General features: G+C 51.9%; 17 protein-coding genes. All 17 read right to left on the reverse strand.

The window, feature by feature from the left end; translation table 11 throughout:
• The coding region (locus KVT38_RS07225; RefSeq protein WP_217593021.1) for a polysaccharide biosynthesis protein at positions 1-377 on the reverse strand (377 nt) is incomplete at its 3' end.
• A gap of 7 nt (positions 378-384) precedes the next feature.
• Positions 385-1,602 (reverse strand): glycosyltransferase family 4 protein, encoded by a 1,218-nt coding sequence (locus KVT38_RS07230; protein ID WP_217593022.1) that lies wholly within the window; start codon positions 1,600-1,602, stop codon positions 385-387.
• A 3-nt stretch (positions 1,603-1,605) separates the two neighbouring features.
• Positions 1,606-2,223, reverse strand: coding sequence for an acetyltransferase (locus tag KVT38_RS07235; protein ID WP_217593023.1), 618 nt, complete (start codon positions 2,221-2,223; stop codon positions 1,606-1,608).
• Positions 2,220-2,846: a sugar transferase gene (locus KVT38_RS07240; RefSeq protein WP_306795294.1), complete on the reverse strand. Its 627-nt coding sequence runs from the start codon at positions 2,844-2,846 to the stop codon at positions 2,220-2,222. The genes KVT38_RS07235 and KVT38_RS07240 overlap by 4 nt, the downstream gene beginning before the upstream one ends.
• Positions 2,843-3,958, reverse strand: a complete 1,116-nt coding sequence (locus KVT38_RS07245; RefSeq protein WP_217593024.1) for a DegT/DnrJ/EryC1/StrS family aminotransferase — start codon at positions 3,956-3,958, stop codon at positions 2,843-2,845. The genes KVT38_RS07240 and KVT38_RS07245 overlap by 4 nt, the downstream gene beginning before the upstream one ends.
• Positions 3,959-4,003: 45 nt before the next feature.
• Positions 4,004-5,824 carry a polysaccharide biosynthesis protein gene (locus tag KVT38_RS07250; RefSeq protein WP_217593025.1) on the reverse strand — a complete coding sequence of 607 codons (1,821 nt, stop codon included), beginning with the start codon at positions 5,822-5,824 and terminating at the stop codon, positions 4,004-4,006.
• Positions 5,825-5,850: 26 nt separating this feature from the next.
• On the reverse strand, positions 5,851-6,543 hold the full coding sequence (locus KVT38_RS07255; protein WP_217593026.1) for a CpsD/CapB family tyrosine-protein kinase: 693 nt from the start codon (positions 6,541-6,543) through the stop codon (positions 5,851-5,853).
• The gene (locus KVT38_RS07260) at positions 6,524-7,303 is read right to left on the reverse strand and encodes a YveK family protein (protein ID WP_217593027.1); all 780 of its coding nucleotides are present in this window, start codon (positions 7,301-7,303) and stop codon (positions 6,524-6,526) included. Before KVT38_RS07260 ends, KVT38_RS07255 begins: the two co-directional genes overlap by 20 nt.
• A gap of 162 nt (positions 7,304-7,465) precedes the next feature.
• On the reverse strand, positions 7,466-9,682 hold the full coding sequence (locus KVT38_RS07265) for an S-layer homology domain-containing protein (protein ID WP_217593028.1): 2,217 nt from the start codon (positions 9,680-9,682) through the stop codon (positions 7,466-7,468).
• A 93-nt stretch (positions 9,683-9,775) separates the two neighbouring features.
• Positions 9,776-10,558 (reverse strand): tyrosine-protein phosphatase, encoded by a 783-nt coding sequence (locus KVT38_RS07270; protein WP_254639062.1) that lies wholly within the window; start codon positions 10,556-10,558, stop codon positions 9,776-9,778.
• A gap of 59 nt (positions 10,559-10,617) precedes the next feature.
• Positions 10,618-14,985 (reverse strand): Ig-like domain-containing protein, encoded by a 4,368-nt coding sequence (locus KVT38_RS07275; protein WP_217593030.1) that lies wholly within the window; start codon positions 14,983-14,985, stop codon positions 10,618-10,620.
• A gap of 138 nt (positions 14,986-15,123) precedes the next feature.
• Positions 15,124-16,329 carry a methionine adenosyltransferase gene (gene metK / locus KVT38_RS07280; protein ID WP_217593031.1) on the reverse strand — a complete coding sequence of 402 codons (1,206 nt, stop codon included), beginning with the start codon at positions 16,327-16,329 and terminating at the stop codon, positions 15,124-15,126.
• Between the two features lie 152 nt (positions 16,330-16,481).
• Positions 16,482-16,757: an alpha/beta-type small acid-soluble spore protein gene (locus KVT38_RS07285; protein WP_217593032.1), complete on the reverse strand. Its 276-nt coding sequence runs from the start codon at positions 16,755-16,757 to the stop codon at positions 16,482-16,484.
• Between the two features lie 99 nt (positions 16,758-16,856).
• Entirely contained in the window at positions 16,857-17,816 is a 960-nt protein-coding gene (locus tag KVT38_RS07290) for a glycosyltransferase family 2 protein (protein WP_217593033.1), read from the reverse strand.
• Positions 17,817-17,837: 21 nt separating this feature from the next.
• A complete protein-coding gene (gene rfbD / locus KVT38_RS07295) occupies positions 17,838-18,695 on the reverse strand; it encodes a dTDP-4-dehydrorhamnose reductase (protein WP_217593034.1) in 858 nt (285 codons plus the stop codon).
• A gap of 2 nt (positions 18,696-18,697) precedes the next feature.
• The gene (gene rfbB / locus KVT38_RS07300) at positions 18,698-19,714 is read right to left on the reverse strand and encodes a dTDP-glucose 4,6-dehydratase (protein WP_217593035.1); all 1,017 of its coding nucleotides are present in this window, start codon (positions 19,712-19,714) and stop codon (positions 18,698-18,700) included.
• 1 nt (position 19,715) lies between these two features.
• Positions 19,716-20,279, reverse strand: a complete 564-nt coding sequence (gene rfbC, locus KVT38_RS07305) for a dTDP-4-dehydrorhamnose 3,5-epimerase (protein WP_217593036.1) — start codon at positions 20,277-20,279, stop codon at positions 19,716-19,718.
• Between the last annotated feature and the right edge of the window lie 20 nt (positions 20,280-20,299).

Here is a 20,299-nt window from a genome sequence, read left to right on the forward strand (position 1 = left end):
TTATCTGTAGATAAACAAATTACTTTTTGTACTCCACTATCAATAGCACCGGTTATTACATTGTCAGTCCCCATTACATTTGTCTTAACGGCTTCTAACGGGAAAAATTCACAAGACGGAACTTGCTTCAAGGCAGCGGCATGAAAAATATAATCCACGCCATGCATAGCATTCTTCACGCTTGCCAGATCCCTTACATCTCCAATGTAAAATTTAAGCTTATCATTCCGATATAACTTCCGCATATCGTCTTGTTTCTTTTCATCACGGGAAAAAATGCGTATTTCCTTTATATTAGTCTCCAGGAATCTTTTCATCACCGCATTTCCGAAGGAGCCGGTTCCGCCAGTAATTAATAACGTTTTGTCACTGAACATATCGATTTTACCTCTCTTTTTTAAAGTGACTCATTATAATTTCATAAGAGTGCTTGGCAGTATAATGATTTTCTAAATACGCCCTTGATTTCATTCCCATTTCTTTTCTTAATTGATCATCGCTCAAACATTCTACATAGTGATTGAATCCATTAATATCGCCATGCTCACACCAGAATCCGAATCCCCCATCTTCAACTACTTTCCTAATATCACTATGACGGTCGGTTGCTGCCAGAACTGGAATTGATGCTTGCATATAGGATAAAATTCTTGAAGGAAAATTGGGGATTGTGAATCTTTTATCTAAAAAAATGAGCCCAACATCACACAAACTTGCTAAAGCATCATAATCTTCCTTTGGCAGCTGCTGAAACAATTGAGCGTTTGGGGGTTGCTCTTGTTTAAAGTACGTTTTGATCTTGCTGAACTCAGTCCCTGCGCCTACAATAACAAAATGCACTTGCTGATTAGCCTTATTAAGTTCTATACACTTTAAGAGGAAGTCCACGCCTTGTGGTTTACCAAGATTTCCGCCATATATAAAAATAGTCTTATTGTTCGGTATGTTGTACTTTTTTTTAACATCATCGATCTTCTGATCGTCTATTAAGACTCGCATAGGTTCTATACTGTTCGGGCAAATCTCCACGACGCTGGGCAACAGTCCATTATTATGTTTTACTACATACTCTACATTTGCTTGCGACATACAACCAATGTAATCCGACGATTGATATAGTTTTTTTTCTTTAGCTCTAAAATAACGATAAAGAATACTTTGTATTCCCTTCTTTTTCATCATACCGAGATCTACGGCGTTCTGAGGAAAAATGTCTTTTAATAGTAAATATGCTTTAGCATTATTTTTTTTCTTTATATATTCAACCACTCTCTGCAAGGTTATAGGTGGTGTTGAATATAACACTAAGTCAAATTTAACATCATAATACTCTCTCACGCCTGTTAGAAATTTCGATTCCAGTAAGAGAGTAGAAACTCCCTTTACGAGTATATTTGTTTTTTGAATATTGCCTATCTGTAATTTCAGAATTTTACTATTTCCATTGTCGATTAACCTCGTAGGTTGTTTCTTTCTTTTTTCTGTTGGAGAGACTATAAATACCTTATGATTATCTTTCACAAACTCTCTCAATAAATCAGTGTATATCCCTCTCTCTTCAATTGACTCAAAGTCCAATAACGTAAGAAAAAGTATATTCACGCTTTACACTCTCCTCGCCGGAACCCCAACGTATGTACCAGCTTCGGTTAGATCATTGATAACTACGGCTCCAGCGCCGATTGTGCAATAACTTGTTATATTAATGTTGTTAACAACAACACTTCCAATTCCCAACCAACTGCCCCTGCCTATGTTCACCGTACCTGCCAAATGAGCGCCGGGCGATATATGAACGAAATCACCGATTAAGTTATCATGATCAATCGTTGCTCCCGTATTGATAATGCAGCCTTTTCCGATTTTTGTGCAGCAGTTTATCACTGCCCCTGCCATTACAATTGATCCTTCTGATAACTCTACTTGCTCTCCTATTACAGCATGAGGATGTATTAATACAGGCATGCTGATGCCCTCATTTTCAAGCCGGTTTTGAATCTTTTCTCTAGCAATATTATTCCCAATGCCTACAATGACATCATAGTTTTCTGCATACTTCTGCGTCTCATTGGATCTGCCAATTACCTCTAATCCCATTGATGATTTAATACTTTCATCATCGTCTAGGAAAACAACATCATTCCATTCATTCATTTTCAATGCAATGTCTGCAACAACTTTTCCGTGACCACTTGCACCGATGATAAGAAGTTTACTTTTCATAGGCTCATGTCTTCCTTTGGAGTTGCTTTAAAAGGTTCAACTGTAGCGCCTGTCTCTGTATTTATTCCCTCTCTAATAAAAACCTTTTTAATCGTTAGGAAGATGATTTTCAAATCGCCAACGAAACGAACATTATCCACATATTCAATATCAAGATTAAACTTTTCTTCCCATCCAATCGAATTTCTTCCGCTAATCTGCGCAAGCCCAGTAAGACCCGGTCTAACCTCATGACGCCTTCTTTGATGGGCGTTATACAGGGATAGATACTGCACCAATAAAGGCCTAGGGCCTACAAATGACATATTCCCTTTTAATATATTAATTAGCTCTGGCAGTTCATCAAGAGAAGTTGACCTGAGCAATCTCCCAAATCTCGTAAGCCTCAATTCATCAGAAAGCAGCTGGCCGTTTTCATCTTTCTTATCGGTCATTGACCTGAACTTATACATGGTAAAGATATTACCATTCCGACCTGGCCGCTGTTGCTTAAAAATAACAGGACTGCCCAGCTTCAGTCTCACAAGAACTGCCAAGAGCAAAAATAATGGACTAAAGAAAAATAATGCGAGAATGGACAGCAAGAGGTCCATCGATCTCTTAATATAACGAAGATAAATCATCTATTCCACAATCCTTTGATGACCCCTACAACCCTATTAAGATCCTCATTCGTCATCTTTGTATCGGAAGGTAAACAAACGCCATTCTCGAACAACCACTCCGCCACATTTGATCCGATATAATCGTACTTATCAAAGAATGGCTGCAAATGCATCGGCTTCCATACAGGCCGAGATTCAATATTTTCTCGTGACAGTACTTCCATGACATCTGCCGGACGCACTTCACCTTGTAAGATCACCGAACTTAACCAATAATTCGGTTGATCCCAGTCGTTGCTTGGCATGAACGTCATATTTTCGAGTTCTTCCAACTCTCTCTTGTAGAACTTATAAATATTCGTTTTCTTTGCGACCCTCTGTTCCAACACTTTGAGCTGTCCTCTGCCAATCCCGGCCACAACATTGCTCATTCGATAATTGTATCCGAGTTCGCTATGCTGATAATGCCTCGCCTGATCTCTACTTTGAGTGGCCCAAAATCTAGCCTTAGCGATTCTTTCCTCGTTATCCGATACCAGCATCCCCCCACCGGAGGTGGTAATGATCTTATTTCCATTAAAGGAGAAGATGCCATAGTCGCCAATTGATCCGGTGTGTCTTCCCTTGTAATATGTACCTAGAGATTCAGCAGCATCTTCAATAACGACAGCTCCATGTCGTCGACAGATTTCCATGATTCTGTCCATGTCTGCCGACAAACCATACAAATGGACGACCAGAACGGCCTTGGCATGTGGATATTTTTGAAATGCCTTTTCTAACGCTTCGGGGCACATATTCCATGTCTTATAATCGCTATCGATAAAGACCGGCGTTGCGTTCTGATAAATGATTGGGTTGGCCGTCGCCGAGAACGTTAAGGTCGGGCAAAAAACGATATCACCCTCTCCAACGCCGGCAGCCTTAAGGGCCAAGTGAATCGCGGCAGTGCCGGACGACAGCGCAGCAGCCGATTTAACACCTACCTTATCAGCGACCTCGCATTCAAACGCATCGACGTTTTCTCCTAATGGAGCGATCCAATTTGTCGCAAAGGCTTCTTGGATATATTGCATCTCGTAACCTTCATCGCTCATATGGGGCGAGGAAAGATAGATTCTTTCTTTCATATTCCCTGCTTCCTTTCTTGCTAATAAGATATACTTGAAGTGGGGTTACGAGACTTGCTCATAAAGGGGAACCAGTTGCTCGATGGCTTCCTTTACATCATCCGATCCGCCTGTTAGAACGCGATTCAGCTTGTTTAGCTCTCGATTCAAGTCATCCCGCAATATCACTTCCGGTTTCCCAATATAAATCCGCTCATGCTGCGTCTTTGTCGCGCCCTCTTCGGCCGTGAGCAGCTCCTCAAACAGCTTCTCACCTTCACGGATCCCAGTGAAGTGAATCGGGATGTCGATATAGGGTTCATACCCAGAGAGACGAATGAGATCCTCTGCCAACTTGAGAATCCGGACCGGCTCGCCCATATCGAGAATAAAGATCTCGCTACCTTGAGAGAGGGCGCCAGCCTGGATGACGAGCTGCACAGCCTCGGGTATCGTCATGAAGTAGCGGACCATTTGCGGGTCGGTGACGGTGACAGGACCGCCGCGAGCGATCTGAGCCTTGAAGGCCGGGATGACACTGCCTCGGCTACCGAGGACATTGCCGAAACGAACCGACGCAAACCGGGTACGAGATGACGCATTAAGGCTCTGCACATACATCTCCGCGATGCGTTTGGTCGCCCCCATGACGCTGGTGGGGTTGACCGCTTTGTCGGAGGAGATAAGCACGAAGCGTTCTGTGCCGTATTTGTCTGCGCAGTCTGCAACATTTTGCGTGCCGAACACGTTATTTTTAACGGCTTCCGCCGGATTCTTCTCCATCAGGGGGACATGCTTGTGAGCTGCCGCGTGGAAAACGACTTGCGGGCGGTAGGCATCGAACACTTCCTCAATCCGCCTGCGATCTTGAACGTCCGCGATAATCGGCTCGAAATGCATGCCGGGAAACTTATGTTTCAATTCCATCTCAATGGTGTAAATACTATTCTCGCCGTGTCCCAAGAGCAACAGCTTGTCCGGCGCAAAGGACGCGACCTGGCGGCACAGCTCTGATCCTATGGATCCGCCTGCCCCTGTGATTAACACGACTTTATTGTGTACATAATCTGCGATCCCTTGGAGATCCGTGTTGACCGGATCGCGGCCTAAGAGATCCTCGACGTCCACATTGCGTATGGCATTCACCGAGATCTTGCCCTTAATCAGGTCATTGATGCCTGGGATGATCTTGATCTTGACGCCGCATGCCATGCACAAGTTGATAATCTCGGAGATTTGAGAACGCGGCACGGACGGAATGGCGATAATGATCTCCTTGATCTTGAATACTTCGACTAAAGTTGACAGATCCATTCGGCCACCCAGGACGGGCAACCCATGCATCGTTAGATTGTGCTTATCCCTTGCGTCGTCCACGAAGCCGATAAGCTTGTGATCCGACATCGCCTGGCTTTTAAACTCTCGGGCTATGAGCGCCCCACAGTCTCCCGCACCATATATTAACGTGGGAATCCGTTGGTCGGCGCCTTTGCCCTGCCGAAGTCGGATTACACGCCAGATCACACGAATGCCCCCTACGAGCAGCAGGCTTGTCTCAAGCGTGCGCACAGCGATGGACATCGGTACACGGATATCCGAGACGATCGTCGTCGCGGCATATGACAGCGCCCAACCGATGCAGACGGCGACACTCATGGAAAACATCTCGGAGATGCTGGCATACCGCCACATTTTGCGATACATGCCGAAGTATGCCATGCTCGCTCCGCACAAGACGGAAGAAATGACGCAGTACAAGAACATTTGGTTCGCATATTGTTCAGGCGCAGGGCCCTCGAATCGAAAAAAATAGGCGCTGCATATACTGAACCAAATAATGACCAGGTCTACGAGAAACAAGACTGCCATTTTTTTCTTGACTGTCATTTACTAAAGCCTCCGCCTTGATTTCTTTATTTATTTTCCCCGTAATAATAATAGTAATATCCTTCGCTCTTCTTACGCTTGATATTGTTAAGGACAACGCCGAGGATACGCGCGCCTACCTTCTCCAGGTTCGACTTCGCCTTTATCGCAATGTCTTTTTTTACTTTCCCTTGATCAAGCACCAGAATATATCCATCGCACTTGGTGGCGAGCACTTGGGCATCCGTTACAGCCAAAAGTGGAGGAGTATCGATCAGTATGATATCGAATTGCCCTCGAAGATGATCGATCAACGCACTCATCCGCTTGGAAGCCAGCATCTCAGCCGGATTGGGCGGGATCGGTCCCGAGGAAATGACGAATAGATTCTCAACATCCGTGTTTTGGATAACCTCGTCAACCTCCGACTGCTGGGACAATACCGATGAGAGCCCCCGGCGGTTCGACAGGTTAAAGGTATGGTGCTCCGTCGGCTTGCGAAGATCCGCATCGATTAGCAACGTCCGGCGATCTGATTGCGCATATGTGATGGCCAAATTCCCGATTGTGGTAGACTTCCCTTCGCCTGGCCCCGCCGATGTCACTGCGATGACCTGCATACGCTCATCAACGGATGAGAAGTCAATGCTGGTTCGGAGGGAACGATAGGACTCCGACACTGGCGATTTGGCATTCGTCAATGTAATAAGCGGGCGTTTGCTACTTGCCTGCTGAGACATGATTCAATTCTCCCGTACTTTTGACTTGGGTAGGCCGTCCGGAAGCGCCTGCATGGTGCTCGTCGAAGTTCACTCTAGAAATCGAAGCCAGTACCGGCAACTCTAAGAATCGCTCGACATCGGACTCTGTCTTAATACTGTCATCCAAATATTCCAACAAGAACGCGACGCCTACGGACAGCATAAGAGAAACGATAAAGGCAATGGCAATATTAAGAGGGATATTAGGTGAGATGGGGCTGGGAGCCTGAGCGGGTTCCAGTTTGGCCTTGTTGAGAATGGATACGTTCTCGACATTAAAGATATTGGGAATCTCCTGCCGGAAAATTTCCGATACGGCATTCGCAATTTCTGCCGCTTTTTGATAAGAGAGATCCGTCACGCCAACCGTCATAACTTGCGTGTTGTTTACCGAGCTTACTTTAATTTTGGCGGACAGCTGTTCGGAGGTTAACTGCAACTGCGGGTAATTGGCAACGACTTTGTCTAAGATCGCGGGCGTCTTAATGATTTCCTTGTAGGTATCGATCATCTTTATATTTGTGTTTACCATATCGCTATTCAATTGGGTTTGGTTCGCGATCGCTTGAGTGGAAGTTTGGTTGACGATAATCTTCGTGGAAGCTTGATAGATCGGATCCTTCACATAAATACTATACAGACCCGCGGCGACTGTCACGATCAGAACGACCCCGACGATCCACCACAACCGCTTCCGAACGATCCGGAAGTAGTCTCTCAGGTCCAACTCGTTTGTCACTTGAATTCCCTCCAAAGTATAAGTCCCAAGCTGCAGGTACTCTTATATAATACCATAATTCGCCACCAATGTCTGATCATAGACAACATCCTCCCCTCAAAAACCGAGAGGAGGATGTCATTATGTCGAATCATGGTGATAAGAAAGATGAATGGCGATTGATTAGGCCTTCGGAGCTTGCGGCTTGAAGTTCAGCGCACGGTAGATGATAACGGCAGCTTCGGCACGAGTCGCATTGTCGTTCGGCAGGAACTTGCCGTTCGAACCAATGATGATGTCGCTGGCCGCTGCCCAAGCTACGCTCGAGCGGAACGCGGAGCCGATCTTGTTAGCGTCCTTGAACACGGACAGTGCAGCTTCGGCGTTGTCAATGTCCTTCAGACCTTGAGTAGCCTTCAGTGCACGTGCGATCATCGTAGCCATCTCGGCGCGGGTGATCGTCGCATTCGGAGCAAACGTCGACGGCGACTTGCCGTTGATGATGCCTTGATCGACAGCTACAGCGATGTACGGCGCAGCCCAGTGCGAAGACGGTACGTCGGAGAACTTGGACGAAGTCGCCAGCGTATTGTCAAGGTTGAGCGCCGTGATCAGGATCTTGGCGAACTCGGCACGCGTGATCTTGTCCTGCGGTGCAAAGACGCCTGCAGACTTGCCTTCGATCGCGCCCTTAGCCGCTACGACTTGGATCTGGCGACCAGCCCAAGCTTGGACCTTGGCGATATCGTTAAACGTCACCTTGTTCTCGAATACGAAGTACTTCGAGAAGCTGTAGCGCGGCTCTACGATGAAGTCGCCATCGATCGTACCGCCTTGGGTAGAGATCTTGCCGTCGGCTTCAACGCGGCCCGTAGTGAGCAACTCCTTGTCGAGGCCGGTCAGGTTCTTCAGCGGCAGACGCAGCTTGATCGGCTTGTTGAACTGCTCGACAGCCTTGCCGCCGACTTGCAGATCGAATCCGTATACGTCAGATGCTACTGACTTGCCGTATACGCCCGAAGTAACGGACGATGCAGCATCGCCGGTCTCGATCGTAATGCCGAGGGTCACAGCTTCAGTGAAGGTGCCTACCGGCAGCGTCGCACTCAGCTCGCCGACCTTGATGGCAACGCCGTCAGCCTTAACATCAGAAGCCAGCGTCCACAGTTCTTGCGGAAGCGTGACGGAGGCGCCGGATTGCGTGATCGCGCCAAGGTTGATCGTGATGTCGCCGATGTCCAGGCCGTCAGCGGAACCGACAGCGTCAGCCAGTGCTTTCTTCGCGTCGGCAACAGCTGTGATCAGCTTGGTGACATCTGCAGCGGTCAACGTCAGAGTTGCCTTGCCATTGACGTTCTGAACCTTCGAAGAGAGATCAAGCGTGAGCAGCTTAGTAACGGCCTCGTTCGCTTTGCTGATAGCTTGAGCGATCAGCTTTTCCTTCTCTTCTCCCGTAGCAGCTGCAATCTTGCTCTTCAGAGCAGCAAGCTCTTGAACCAGTTGTGCGACGGAAGGATCGGTGACGATTGCGGGACCGCCACCGGTGAAGATAGGCTCCGTCCCTTTAACATTTCTCACGTCGATGTATGCTGCAAGCAGCTCAGCTACCGCTTTATCGAATACGTCTGCGTCAGAACCACCCTTGGTAATAGCGGAACGGAAATTCGAGAACACGTTCGCGAAATCGTCGCCATTAACAGTTTGATTCTTCAGATAAGTGCTGAACAAAGTAGCATTGGTCGAGAGTGCTTGACTAAACACTTCGGAAATAAAGCTCTTAACCGCCTCAGTGTTGGACGGACCAGTCAATCCTGCCAGATAAGACGGGGATTTTCCGTTAAGCGTAGTGTAGACAACCTGTTGGACACTGTTCACCGAGTCAAACAGAAATGCGTTGATATCCGAAGGATAGAAGCCTGTCCCGGCGTATACTGCGCCAGCTACGCTGGTGCTGGCTTCGTCGAACGCATCCGCGTCTTGATCGAACATGAATTTGATATAAGCAGCCAACAGCTTGTCTACAGCCGCACGCTCAGTATCAGTCTCGCCGCCGAGGTTCAGCTTGCCGACGACCGGATTGCCGATCGAGTATACCGAATCCGACACGGTGAATGCGCTAGCCCCTGCATACGTCGTATATGTAACGCTAGCAACGCTGCTCCCTTTGCCGTCCGGATAAACTGCGTCTGCAACGCTTTGCGCGTATACAGCATGGTTAACCGAAAGTTGAGCCTTAATCTTAGCCGCGAACTCTGCGTAGCTGGAGCTGTCCGCAGCAGCTGCATAAGCAACGCTGACACCCAGCTTCTCAGCAAGTCCCTTGTTGCTGAGCGGCAGTCCGGCCAGAGCCGTGAACGTCAAGCTGGCCGCAATCGTACCGGCAATTACTTTCTTCTTCATTACCAAGAATCTCACCTCTACCATTTCTTTGTTTTAATAGTGTTAAAAATTACGTGCCTTAACAAGTATTCTACCGAATACTCACTAGGCTGGTCAACTTTTCTTGAGAATATTTAAGAACTTCCCCCAGATACTCTCAGATTGGGGAGTCGGAGGATGCGACTCTATCTGTCCATTATACAATACAGCCTCCGCATTGTTCCTAAAAAAAAGCTCAAACTTGTCGCCGAGACGCCGATTCACCTCTCGGTAACTCTCCTCTAGCAAAAATCCGCGTTTAGACACATGGTGCGCATCGGAGGACACAATGTGGATCAAGCCTTGCCGGCAGAGCTGCCAGGATACCTGCTCGATCCGTTTGCCGAAGCCGCCGAGCAGCGAATACGTCGTCACCTGGCTGTAGGCCCCAGCAGCGACGAGCTCGGCGAGACGATCGGGCTGGCCGGCAATTTCGGCGTTGCGCTCGGGATGGGCGATGATCGGCGAGAGATTCATAATCCGGAGCTCATGCAACAGATCTAAGGTGCTCCGGGGAACCCGGGAGGAAGGCAGCTCGATCAGCACATACCGCGAACCGGCGAGTGTCAGCAGCTCGCCTCTCGTCCATGCCTCCAGCAGATCGTCGTGAATGCGGATTTCTTGTCCCGCCTCTACCTTCAGCGCGATCCCTTCTGCAGACAACCGCTCATTCATCGCTTCGACTGCCGACCTGACGTCCCGAGCCTCGTTCGTATATACGCCGTTCGCGTGGTGCGGTGTCGCGATGATCGTCCCGATCCCTTCCGCCTCGGCCGCCCGCGCGAGATCCAATGCATCCCTCCAGTCCTGCGCGCCGTCGTCTAGCGATGGTAAGATATGTGAATGTATATCTATCATCAACCTGTACCCCCTTTCGATAAAAATGTAACAGGAGCGCCTGCGCGCCCCCGTCTATTTTACATCAATTCTACATATTCGAGGAACCGCTTCACGATAAGCGCCGCTTGTGCGCGAGTCGCGTTGTCCTTCGGCTTCAGCTGTGTTGTGGTAACGCCTTTGATCAGCCCCGTCTTAACAGCCGCTACGACGGCATCCTTCGCCCAGCTGCTGACGCTCGTACGGTCTTTATACGCATTGATCTCGGCGCCCGTCACGGTCGGCATGACGCCAACGTAAGACATCGCGCGAAGCATCATCGTCGCCATCTCCTCGCGCGTAATCGTCGCACTCGGCCGGAACCGCCCGTCCGTACCGCCCTGGACGATATTCGCCTTTGCCGCAGCGCCGATATAGGCGGCAGCGGCTCCGCCGCTGCCTACATCGGAGAATTTGGCCGCCGAAGACGAGCTGCCGTTCAACCCCAGCCCCCGCACGATAAATTCCGCAAACTCGGCACGCGTAATCTTGCGTTCGGGCGCAAAGGCCGAATTCGTGCTTCCCTTGACGATAAACTTGGAGGCGAGCGCCCCGACTTCCGGTCCAGCCCAATGCTTCGTCATATCACTGAACAACATGAGGGGCTTCGCGACGACGGCATAGACGCTGTTGCTCTTGCGCATGAAGTCAACGCGCAGCGTCGACCCGCTGACTATCGCCTTGGTTGGCACATACACAATCTCGCCGGATTCGGCGTCCAGCCGGACTACCGCCGCGTCGGCTGCGCTCGCGCTCGTCGCCGGCAGCAGGAACGACCGCGTCACGTACGTGCTGTATTCGTCGATCGCCCGCTCGGATCCGTTAACCTCGATGGACGCCGTAAAATCGGCTGCCGGCGAATTTAATTGAACGCCTCTAGCATTCAAGGCCGATGCAAGCGAGGTATTCGACAGCTTTTCGATCTTGAGCAGCAGATAGGCGCTGGTCATATCGCCGCCGCTCGCCTGGACTTCCTTGCTGAAGTTGACGGCCTTGAGCGGCAAGCTGAATAAAAGGTCCCCATAGTCGAGCCTGAGTACGGCCGAAGAATTTTGCGATACCGCGCCGGCAAGCGCCATAACCGGGATGGCGAGGATCGCGCCGGGTTCGCTCTGCGGCACGCTGAATGTAACCCGCGGTGCGGTGACGGTGCCCGCGTTAAGCGCCGTGCCCAGTGCCGTGAAGGCCATCGTGACTTTATCCCTGTCCAGATTGTAGCGCCCTGTTGTCTTGCCGGATGGCGTCGTGCCCGAGATCTTCGACGCTGCCGTCTGGCTTAGCAGCAGGCCTCCCGCGCCGTCTAGCGACAGGTACTCCGGCAGTCCGGCGGCTGCGGACGTCTGATTGGTAGCCGCCCTGTCGGCAAAGGCCGCTACCGCTTGACCCGAAGCGTCCTTGAGGGCATTGCCTGCGGGCGAGTAGCTCACGGTAACGGCTTTGCCGGCAGCGGCAGGCGCCGTCAGAGTTAACACGACCTGCGAACCGCTGACGGCGATGTTGCTGATGCCGAACAGACCGCCGTCCGCGTTTTTCACCGTATATTGAGCTACGTAAGGAATGATCGACGAGTTAAGCGCGCCCGAATATTGAAGCGTTAGCTTCGTGCCGTCTATCGAGATGCTTGATAACGAAGCTGCAGCCGTTGAGCTCGCAGTTACCGAATAGCCGGTGAACAGCGATGCCTGGTTGCCCGCCAAGTCCTTGATCGGATTAGCCCCCGGAATGTAAGTGACGGTCACGGTCTGATTCGGGATGACGGCGGAAAACAAGGTCAGCGTGACCGTATTGTTGCTGAGCGCTACGCCCGTGATCTCTGCTGCTGATCCGCCGACCAGCACAGAGAAGCTAGACTTGGGCGGCACGGAGGAGGATAATAGTCCCTCGTTGTACGACAGTACGACCGATGTGCCGAGCACCGATACGCCGGACAACACCGGCGGGGTCGTATCGTTCGCGTTTTGCACATAGAAATCTGTGAATCCCGCCGCGTCGTTCCCCGACAAATCCGTCAGCTTGTAACTGCCCGGCGAATAACTCACCGACACGGATTGACTGCCCGAAATTGTGCTGTACAGCCCGATCGTCACGTTCGCGCCGCTCGAGGAGATTGAGGACACACTCTGTGCAGCTCCGTTGACCTTCACGGTGAACTGGCTTGCAGCGGACGAAGACACCGAAGCGAGCGTCTTGTTGAAGGTCAGCGTCACCACGTTGCCGGACACCGTGCCGCTTGAAGGGCGCGGCAGCGTCGTGTCGGCCGTGTTCGCGACATTCGTGGCATTGAAGGCTGCCGCGGCATTGCCGGACAAGTCCTTCAGCGTCACAGCGCCGAGCGTATAGGACACTTTTACCGTCTGGCCGACGGCCACGCCCGATTGCAGCGTCAACCGCACCTGCGTGCCTTTTACCAATATCGAATTAACTTGGCGTGGAACATCGTTCACGGTGACATAATAATTGGACGCGTACGGGATCGACGACTCGTCCAACGCTTCCCCGTAAGTCAGCAGTACGACGGCCGCCCCGTCCATTGATGCGCTGGCCAGCCCCGGTGCGGTGGTATCCGTACCGATCGTCTGAAACGTCCAGCGATAGTCGTTCAAAATGCCGGGATAGGCATTGCCCGCCAAGTCGGCGATCGCATTCGCGGGCACGTTGACGACATATCCGGAGGCTACTGCGAAAGGCGTCTCCGGCGTCAACGTGACGATCCGGGGATCCGCGCCGTCGATCGCAAGAGCGAGCGGAATCTTGACTGATGTGTCTCTCGCCAGAATCGCGCTTGCGGTGACTGAGGAGGATGCCAGCCTGACCGGCTCGCTAAAGGTCATCCGGAGGACTGCGTTGGCGCGTACGCTATTGAGCAGCGGAGCCGGGTCTGTGGAAATCAGTTCTGGCGGCGTCGTATCCGAAGCCACGCGGAAACGCCAGGTGGTCAGATCGGAAGTGCTGATGCCCGCGAAATAGTTGCCAGAAAGATCCGCGAAGGCCATCGTACCAATCTGCACAGCGTAGCTGACGTTCGGCGAGAAGGAAGCGCATGGTTTAATGGCGATCGTGGTCGTGCCGCCTCCGGCAATTGAAGTCGATGTCACCGGTATCGAACAAAACACCGCATTCGTATCGGCATTGCGAATGACGACGTTGCCCGAACCGGGAACAACCGGCTCGCTGAACTGAATGCTCAGGCTGCCCGCGATATCGGTCGTCGAAGCGCCGGAAGCCGGGGCAAAGGAAGCGACCGTCGGGCGAGTCGTATCGGCAAAAGCCTGCGTCGAAAAGCTCCAGCCGGCCGGATCGACGATGCCTTCATAGGCTTCGCCGCCGGTCGTCAGCAGCGCGCCGGGATCGATCAACACATAATAAGAGGTGTTGCGCGTGAGCGCGTTCGCCAGAGGAATGCTAACGTTCGCGCCGTTAAAGACAAGACGCCCCGAAGTCGCGGCGATCGTCTCGACCGTTTCATTATTCGCTATTTTTTTAACGGTAATATTCCCTGCGACTCCCGCCTTCATCCCTGTCTGGAATTGAAGCTGAAGTGTAATCGGCGCGTCGCCGCTCACGCCGGTGCCACCGCCTTGCGGGTAAATAAACTTAGGCGCGGCCACGGCAGAAGCCGTAGTCGAAAAGGACCATATGTACGGACCGGAGATGCCTTCATATTTGTTGCCGACGGCGTCGACGAATGCGCCGTTGTCGATGAGCACGTCATACTGCGTGCTGGCCGCCAGTCGCGTCGAAGGCTGCACGCGAATGACGTTCGTCCCCGATCCGGTGACGGCGGAAGACAGCACGGAAACGACCTGCGCGTCCTGCGTATCCCTTCGCACGATCTGGATGCTGCCGGATGCGGCTTGAACGGGCTCGTTAAAAGCAATCGTAAGCGCGCCCGTCGCCGGCATCGTTCCGCCTGACGACGGTGCGAACGTACTGACTGCAGGCGGCGTCGTGTCGGCAGCTACGACATGGAAGTTCCAGGCGGTCGCATCCGTAATGCCGCTGAAATAACCGCTGCTCCCGATGAGCGCGCCGGGCGTGATCTGCACGTAATAGTCCAAGCCCGCTTGAAGGGCGCCGGGGGCGGGCGAGATATTCAGCTGATTGTTCGGACCGATCGAAAGACGTGTCGTGTCCGTCGCCATGTCGTAGCTGCCGACGGTGTTGTTCGACGCCACCTCTTTGATCAGTACAGTGCCGGCTGTGCCTCTCGAGATCGCCTCGTCGAACATGACGGAGAGCTGCGCATTGGCCGGCACGACCGGATTGTTGTCCGCCGGCTGCAGCGTTACTACCGCTGGACCGCCGCTCGCTGCGGCAGCGCCGAATGCGACAAACGATTGAGAAAGGATCGTCAACAGTAGAATAACGGGAATGAGACGAAAACGAAGTCGAAGTTGAAGACGCTGCAATTGCGATTCCTCCAGATCCTAAGGACATACTGTATTCTTTATGTCGGCTCGGGGGTCGGGGAAATTTAGGGCCAAAGCAAAAACCGCCTCTGCCGGATCGAATCCGTAGAGGCGGTCAATGATGACGGAAAAATAAGATTAAGCCCAGGCGCCGGACTTGAGCAGCTCCACCTTGTCGGTACGCTCCCAAGGTACGTCGATATCCGTGCGGCCGAAATGGCCGTAGGCCGCAGTTTGCTTGTAGATCGGACGACGCAGGTCGAGCATCTTGATGATGCCGGCCGGACGCAGGTCGAAGTGCTCGCGGATCAGCTCGACAAGCTTTTCCTCGGCGATCTTGCCCGTGCCGTACGTATCGACGTTGATGGAGACAGGATTCGCTACGCCGATTGCGTAAGCGAGCTGGATCTCGCACTTGTCGGCCAGGCCTGCAGCGACGATGTTCTTCGCCACGTAGCGAGCTGCGTAAGCAGCCGAGCGGTCGACCTTCGTCGGATCCTTGCCGGAGAACGCGCCGCCGCCATGGCGAGCGTAGCCGCCGTACGTGTCGACGATGATCTTGCGGCCTGTGAGTCCTGCATCGCCTTGCGGTCCGCCGATGACGAACCGTCCCGTCGGGTTGATGTAGAACTTGGTCTCGCTGTCGAGCCATTCTTCGGGCACGACCGGCAAGATGACATGCTTCTTGATGTCAGCTTGGATTTGATCCAGCGTGATCTCTTCGGCATGCTGCGTAGAGATGACGATCGTATCTACGCGGACAGGCTTGCCGTCGATGTACTCGATCGTGACTTGCGTCTTGCCGTCCGGACGAAGATAACCGAGCGTCTCGTTCTTGCGCACTTCGGACAGACGGCGCGACAGGCGGTGCGCCAGCGCGATCGGCAGCGGCATGAGCTCAGGCGTCTCATTGGTCGCGAAGCCGAACATCAAGCCTTGGTCGCCGGCGCCGATGTCGGCGTTCTCGACGAGCACGTCCTTGCCGTCGCGGCTCTCGATCGCTGCGTTAACGCCTTGCGCGATATCGGCCGATTGCTCGTTGAGCGACGTCAGCACTGCGCAGGTCGTGGAGTCAAAACCGTATTTAGCGCGGGTATAACCGATCTCGCGGATCGTCTTGCGGGCGATCGACGAGATGTCGATGAAGTCCGCGGAGCTGGAGATCTCGCCGATAACAAGCACAAGTCCTGTAGCGACGGACACTTCGCAAGCGACGCGCGCGTATGGATCAGCCGCCAGGAATGCATCAAGCACCGCGTCTGAGATTTGATCGCAAATTTTGTCCGGATGGCCTTCCGTGACCGATTCGGACGTGAAGAGATGCCGGCCCTTAATCGTCGACAATATCTTCAACCTCCCCTACACAAAAAATGAACCTTTTCCGGTAGGAAAAGGTTGTTAGACAGACCTTCTGATTAATGATACCGGAATTGTCGAGGGGTGTCAATGAGCGGAGAACACATCAGACTTTTTGTCAACTGGTTATTAACCAGCTGTCAAATCAGCGATTGTTGCGCCTGTTGAATGAGTCTTTTCGTCACGCCGCCGCCGACCGCTCCCGCTTCACGCGATGTAAGGTTGCCCAAGTATTGCGATCCGCCGCCACCCGCCGAGAATGCGCCAAGCTCGCCGGCGAATTCCGTATCGCCTGCACCTGCTGCGCCGCCATATTGACCAAAGTCTACGCCCAGCTCCGAAGCGATCTCGTACTTCATTGCATCCAGTGCCTTCGCGCTCTCCGGCACCAGCTTGCGATTGCGTCTGTTCGCCATTTCGTCATGCACCTCCATTGAATTTGACAGGTCTAGTATGACCCGGTCCGCTTCGCCGGAGGCATATGAGTTAATGGGTATGGGGGAAAATAAAGGCGGTTACCGCTTGACCGATAGACCAGAGGAAGCTTGCCGTTCCATTGCCTTCAAAATCCGGCGTTTACGGAATGCATTCGGTATAAGCTGTCGCATCGTCACCCAACCGCCAAGCACTCTAGGATCTTTGATCAAAAAATATACGGTGAGCGCCGCCTCATAAAAAAAATGAGCCGGGAGCTTTAGCCACTCCAACCCCTGCATCCGTCCATTTTTAATTAACATTAAATAGCGGTTTATATAGGAGTGTCTTCGAACGACGAGCGGCATCCGCTTCCGACTTGCGCTTGACTGCCATTGCCGGACATGTACTGCTTGAGCTAGGGGCTCATAACGCGAGCGCCAGCCAAGCAGTCCAGCGCGCCATGCCACATCCACGTCTTCTTTATATGCAAAAAAATCCTCATCGAAAAATTGGTCTTCGATCGAAATGGCTTCGATCATACGCCGCGCATACAAGCCTGCCGCACCCGAAACACCAAACACGTCTTGAGCCGAAGTGTAGTCCGACACGGGTTCCCCCGCACCGCGGTCCCAGGCTCTTCTGGCCCAATTTACAGCTATGCCCCCGGAATCCATTCGATCGGGCGCATCGGACAACCGAAGACATCCTGTCGCGCTGCCGATGGACGGCGAACCCTCCAGCACCTTGACAAGCTGCGATATATAATCGGGCTCAAGCGCCACATCTGCGTTAAGTGTCAAAATATACGCCGCATCTTCAGCTGCAGCGATCGCTTGGTTTTGCCCCCCGGCAAAGCCATTGTTACGTTCGTTAACCATTAACTTCACCGAATATGGATGGGAACGAATCAACTCCACTGTACGATCTGCCGATGCATTATCGATGACTACGGTTCGTACGGCGGGCCACGTTTGCCTGCTCAAGTGATCCAAGCAGTTTTCGATGTATCTATCACTGTTAAAGGTAACAATACACACAGCAACAACCGGCTCGGACATGACCGTTCGACCCTTCACTCGTTATCCCTGAAGCTCTTTTAAAAATGTTCGCAGCGACTCCCGCCATGACGGCAAGTCCTGAAATCCGTTTTGGCGGATAGCCGCATGGTCCATGACCGAATACAGCGGCCTGGGCGCAGGACGGGGAAATTCGTCGGTTGTGCACGGGGTGAGCTTGATCTCCTTCCCGCTCTCCTCAAATATGGCCTTAGCGAATTCGTACCAGCTGCAAGTTCCAGCATTCGAAGCATGATAGATGCCAAACGTCTCGGTTTTCACGAGATCCACCAAAAACCGGCCAAGGTCCCGAGTATATGTCGGTGAGCCTTTTTGGTCATGAACGACTGTCAGTTCATTGCGGTCCTGCGCCAGCTTCAGCATGGTTTTAACGAAGTTATTGCCATACTTGCCGTAGACCCATGAGGTACGCACGATAAACCACCTGTCGCACAGCGATTGGAGCAGAACTTCACCCGCACGCTTGGACTTGCCATAGACCGACTGTGGATTGGTATCGTCATATTCATTGTAGGGCCTGTTGCCGGAACCGTCGAACACGTAGTCCGTGCTCACATAACAGAGCTTAGCCGATGCTTCCCGAGCGGCGATGGCCAGGTTACGTGTCCCCAACGCATTGACTTTGTAAGCTTCGTCCGGTTCGGCTTCAGCCTTGTCTACAGCTGTATAAGCTCCCGCATGTATGATCGCACTAGGCTGATACGTCTTAACGGCCTTCCTGCACATCTCCAAGTCCGTTACATCCAATTGCAGACGATCAAGGCCGACGAGGACTACATCGTCATCCTCGATATGAATGATCTCCTGGCCTAATTGCCCGTTAGCGCCGGTCACGAGAATCGTCGATTTTTGTGCCGGCATCTTCAGCCCCCTAGCCTATCGCCGTATTGCTTATCGTAATATTGCTGATAAGCGCCAGATCGCACTTGGTTCATCCAATCTTGATGGGCAAGGTACCAACGGATTGTCTCGCGGATCCCGGATTCATAATGAAACTTCGGATTCCAACCCAGCTCTTTGCGAACCTTGGTGGCATCGATCGCATAACGGCGGTCGTGGCCGAGTCGATCTTGAACGTACTGGATCAACGATTCTGGTTTGCCCAGCTCTTCGAGAATCGTCTTGACGACATGAATATTGGTTCGCTCGTTATTGCCGCCGATATTATAAACCTCGCCGCTAATCCCTTTACGAACCACGAGATCAATCGCGCTGCAATGATCTTCGTCAAAGAGCCAGTCGCGTACGTTGAGACCGTCGCCATAGACAGGCAGCGGCTTGTCGGCAAGCGCGTTCTGAATCATGAGCGGGATCAGCTTCTCCGGGAACTGATAAGGTCCGTAGTTATTCGAACAACGTGTGATATTGACGTTTAAGCCAAACGTCTCATGGTAGGCGCGCACAAGCAGATCCGAACCCGCTTTGCTGGCTGAGTACGGACTGTTAGGCGCAAGCGGCGTCTCTTCCGTGAAAAGGCCGGTTGCTCCAAGCGTGCCATATACCTCATCGGTGGACACATGAACAAATTTGCTCACTTTATATTCCTTGGCAAGTTCAAGCAGTGTTTGCGTGCCTAGCACATTCGTTCGAACGAAGACGTCCGGCTCCAGAATGCTTCGATCCACATGCGATTCCGCTGCGAAGTGCACAACCACGTCAACGCCGTCATTAAATAAAGGAATAAGCGCTGCACGGTCGCTAATATCTGCCCGAACAAACCTATAGTTTGGGTTATTTTCAACAGCTGTTAAATTCTCAAGATTGCCCGCATAGGTCAGCGCATCTACGTTAATGACCTGGTCTTGCTCATATTCGCGCAAAATATAATGAACAAAGTTGCTGCCAATGAAGCCGGCACCGCCGGTAACCAAAATTTTCATCTTAAGTTCTTCCTTCGTAAGTAAAGTTTGCCTCGGCCTCCGCCAGCGACGGATGTTTAGCGTCCTTGTCCGAGAGTACAGGCTTCAGCGTCGGCCAATCAATACCCAGCGCCGGGTCATCCCAGGCAATGCCGCGATCATGCTCAGGCGAATACAGCTCATCTACTTTATATAGCACTTCCGTATTCGGTACGATCGTGCAAAACCCATGCGCAAAGCCTTTGGGAACAAGCAACTGGCGCTTGTTGGCTGAAGACAGAATAAACCCCTGCCACTGACCGTAGGTCGGCGAGCCTTTACGGATGTCCACGACAACGTCGTAGATTGCACCGGCAGCGACTCTCACTAACTTCGTTTGTGCCTTGGGATTCAATTGATAGTGCATCCCTCTAAGTACCCCTGCTTCAACCGAGAGCGAATGATTATCCTGAATAAAGTTATGCACTATGCCGTGATTTGCAAATACCTCTGTATTGTACGACTCCATAAAGAATCCTCTATGATCTCCAAATACAGCCGGATCAATAAGTTTGACTCCAGGAAGCTTGGTTTCATGTACCTGCATTTGTCTCTCTTCTCCAATCA

The organism is Cohnella sp. GbtcB17, from assembly GCF_019091135.1.
In the GTDB taxonomy this organism is placed as follows: domain Bacteria; phylum Bacillota; class Bacilli; order Paenibacillales; family Paenibacillaceae; genus Cohnella.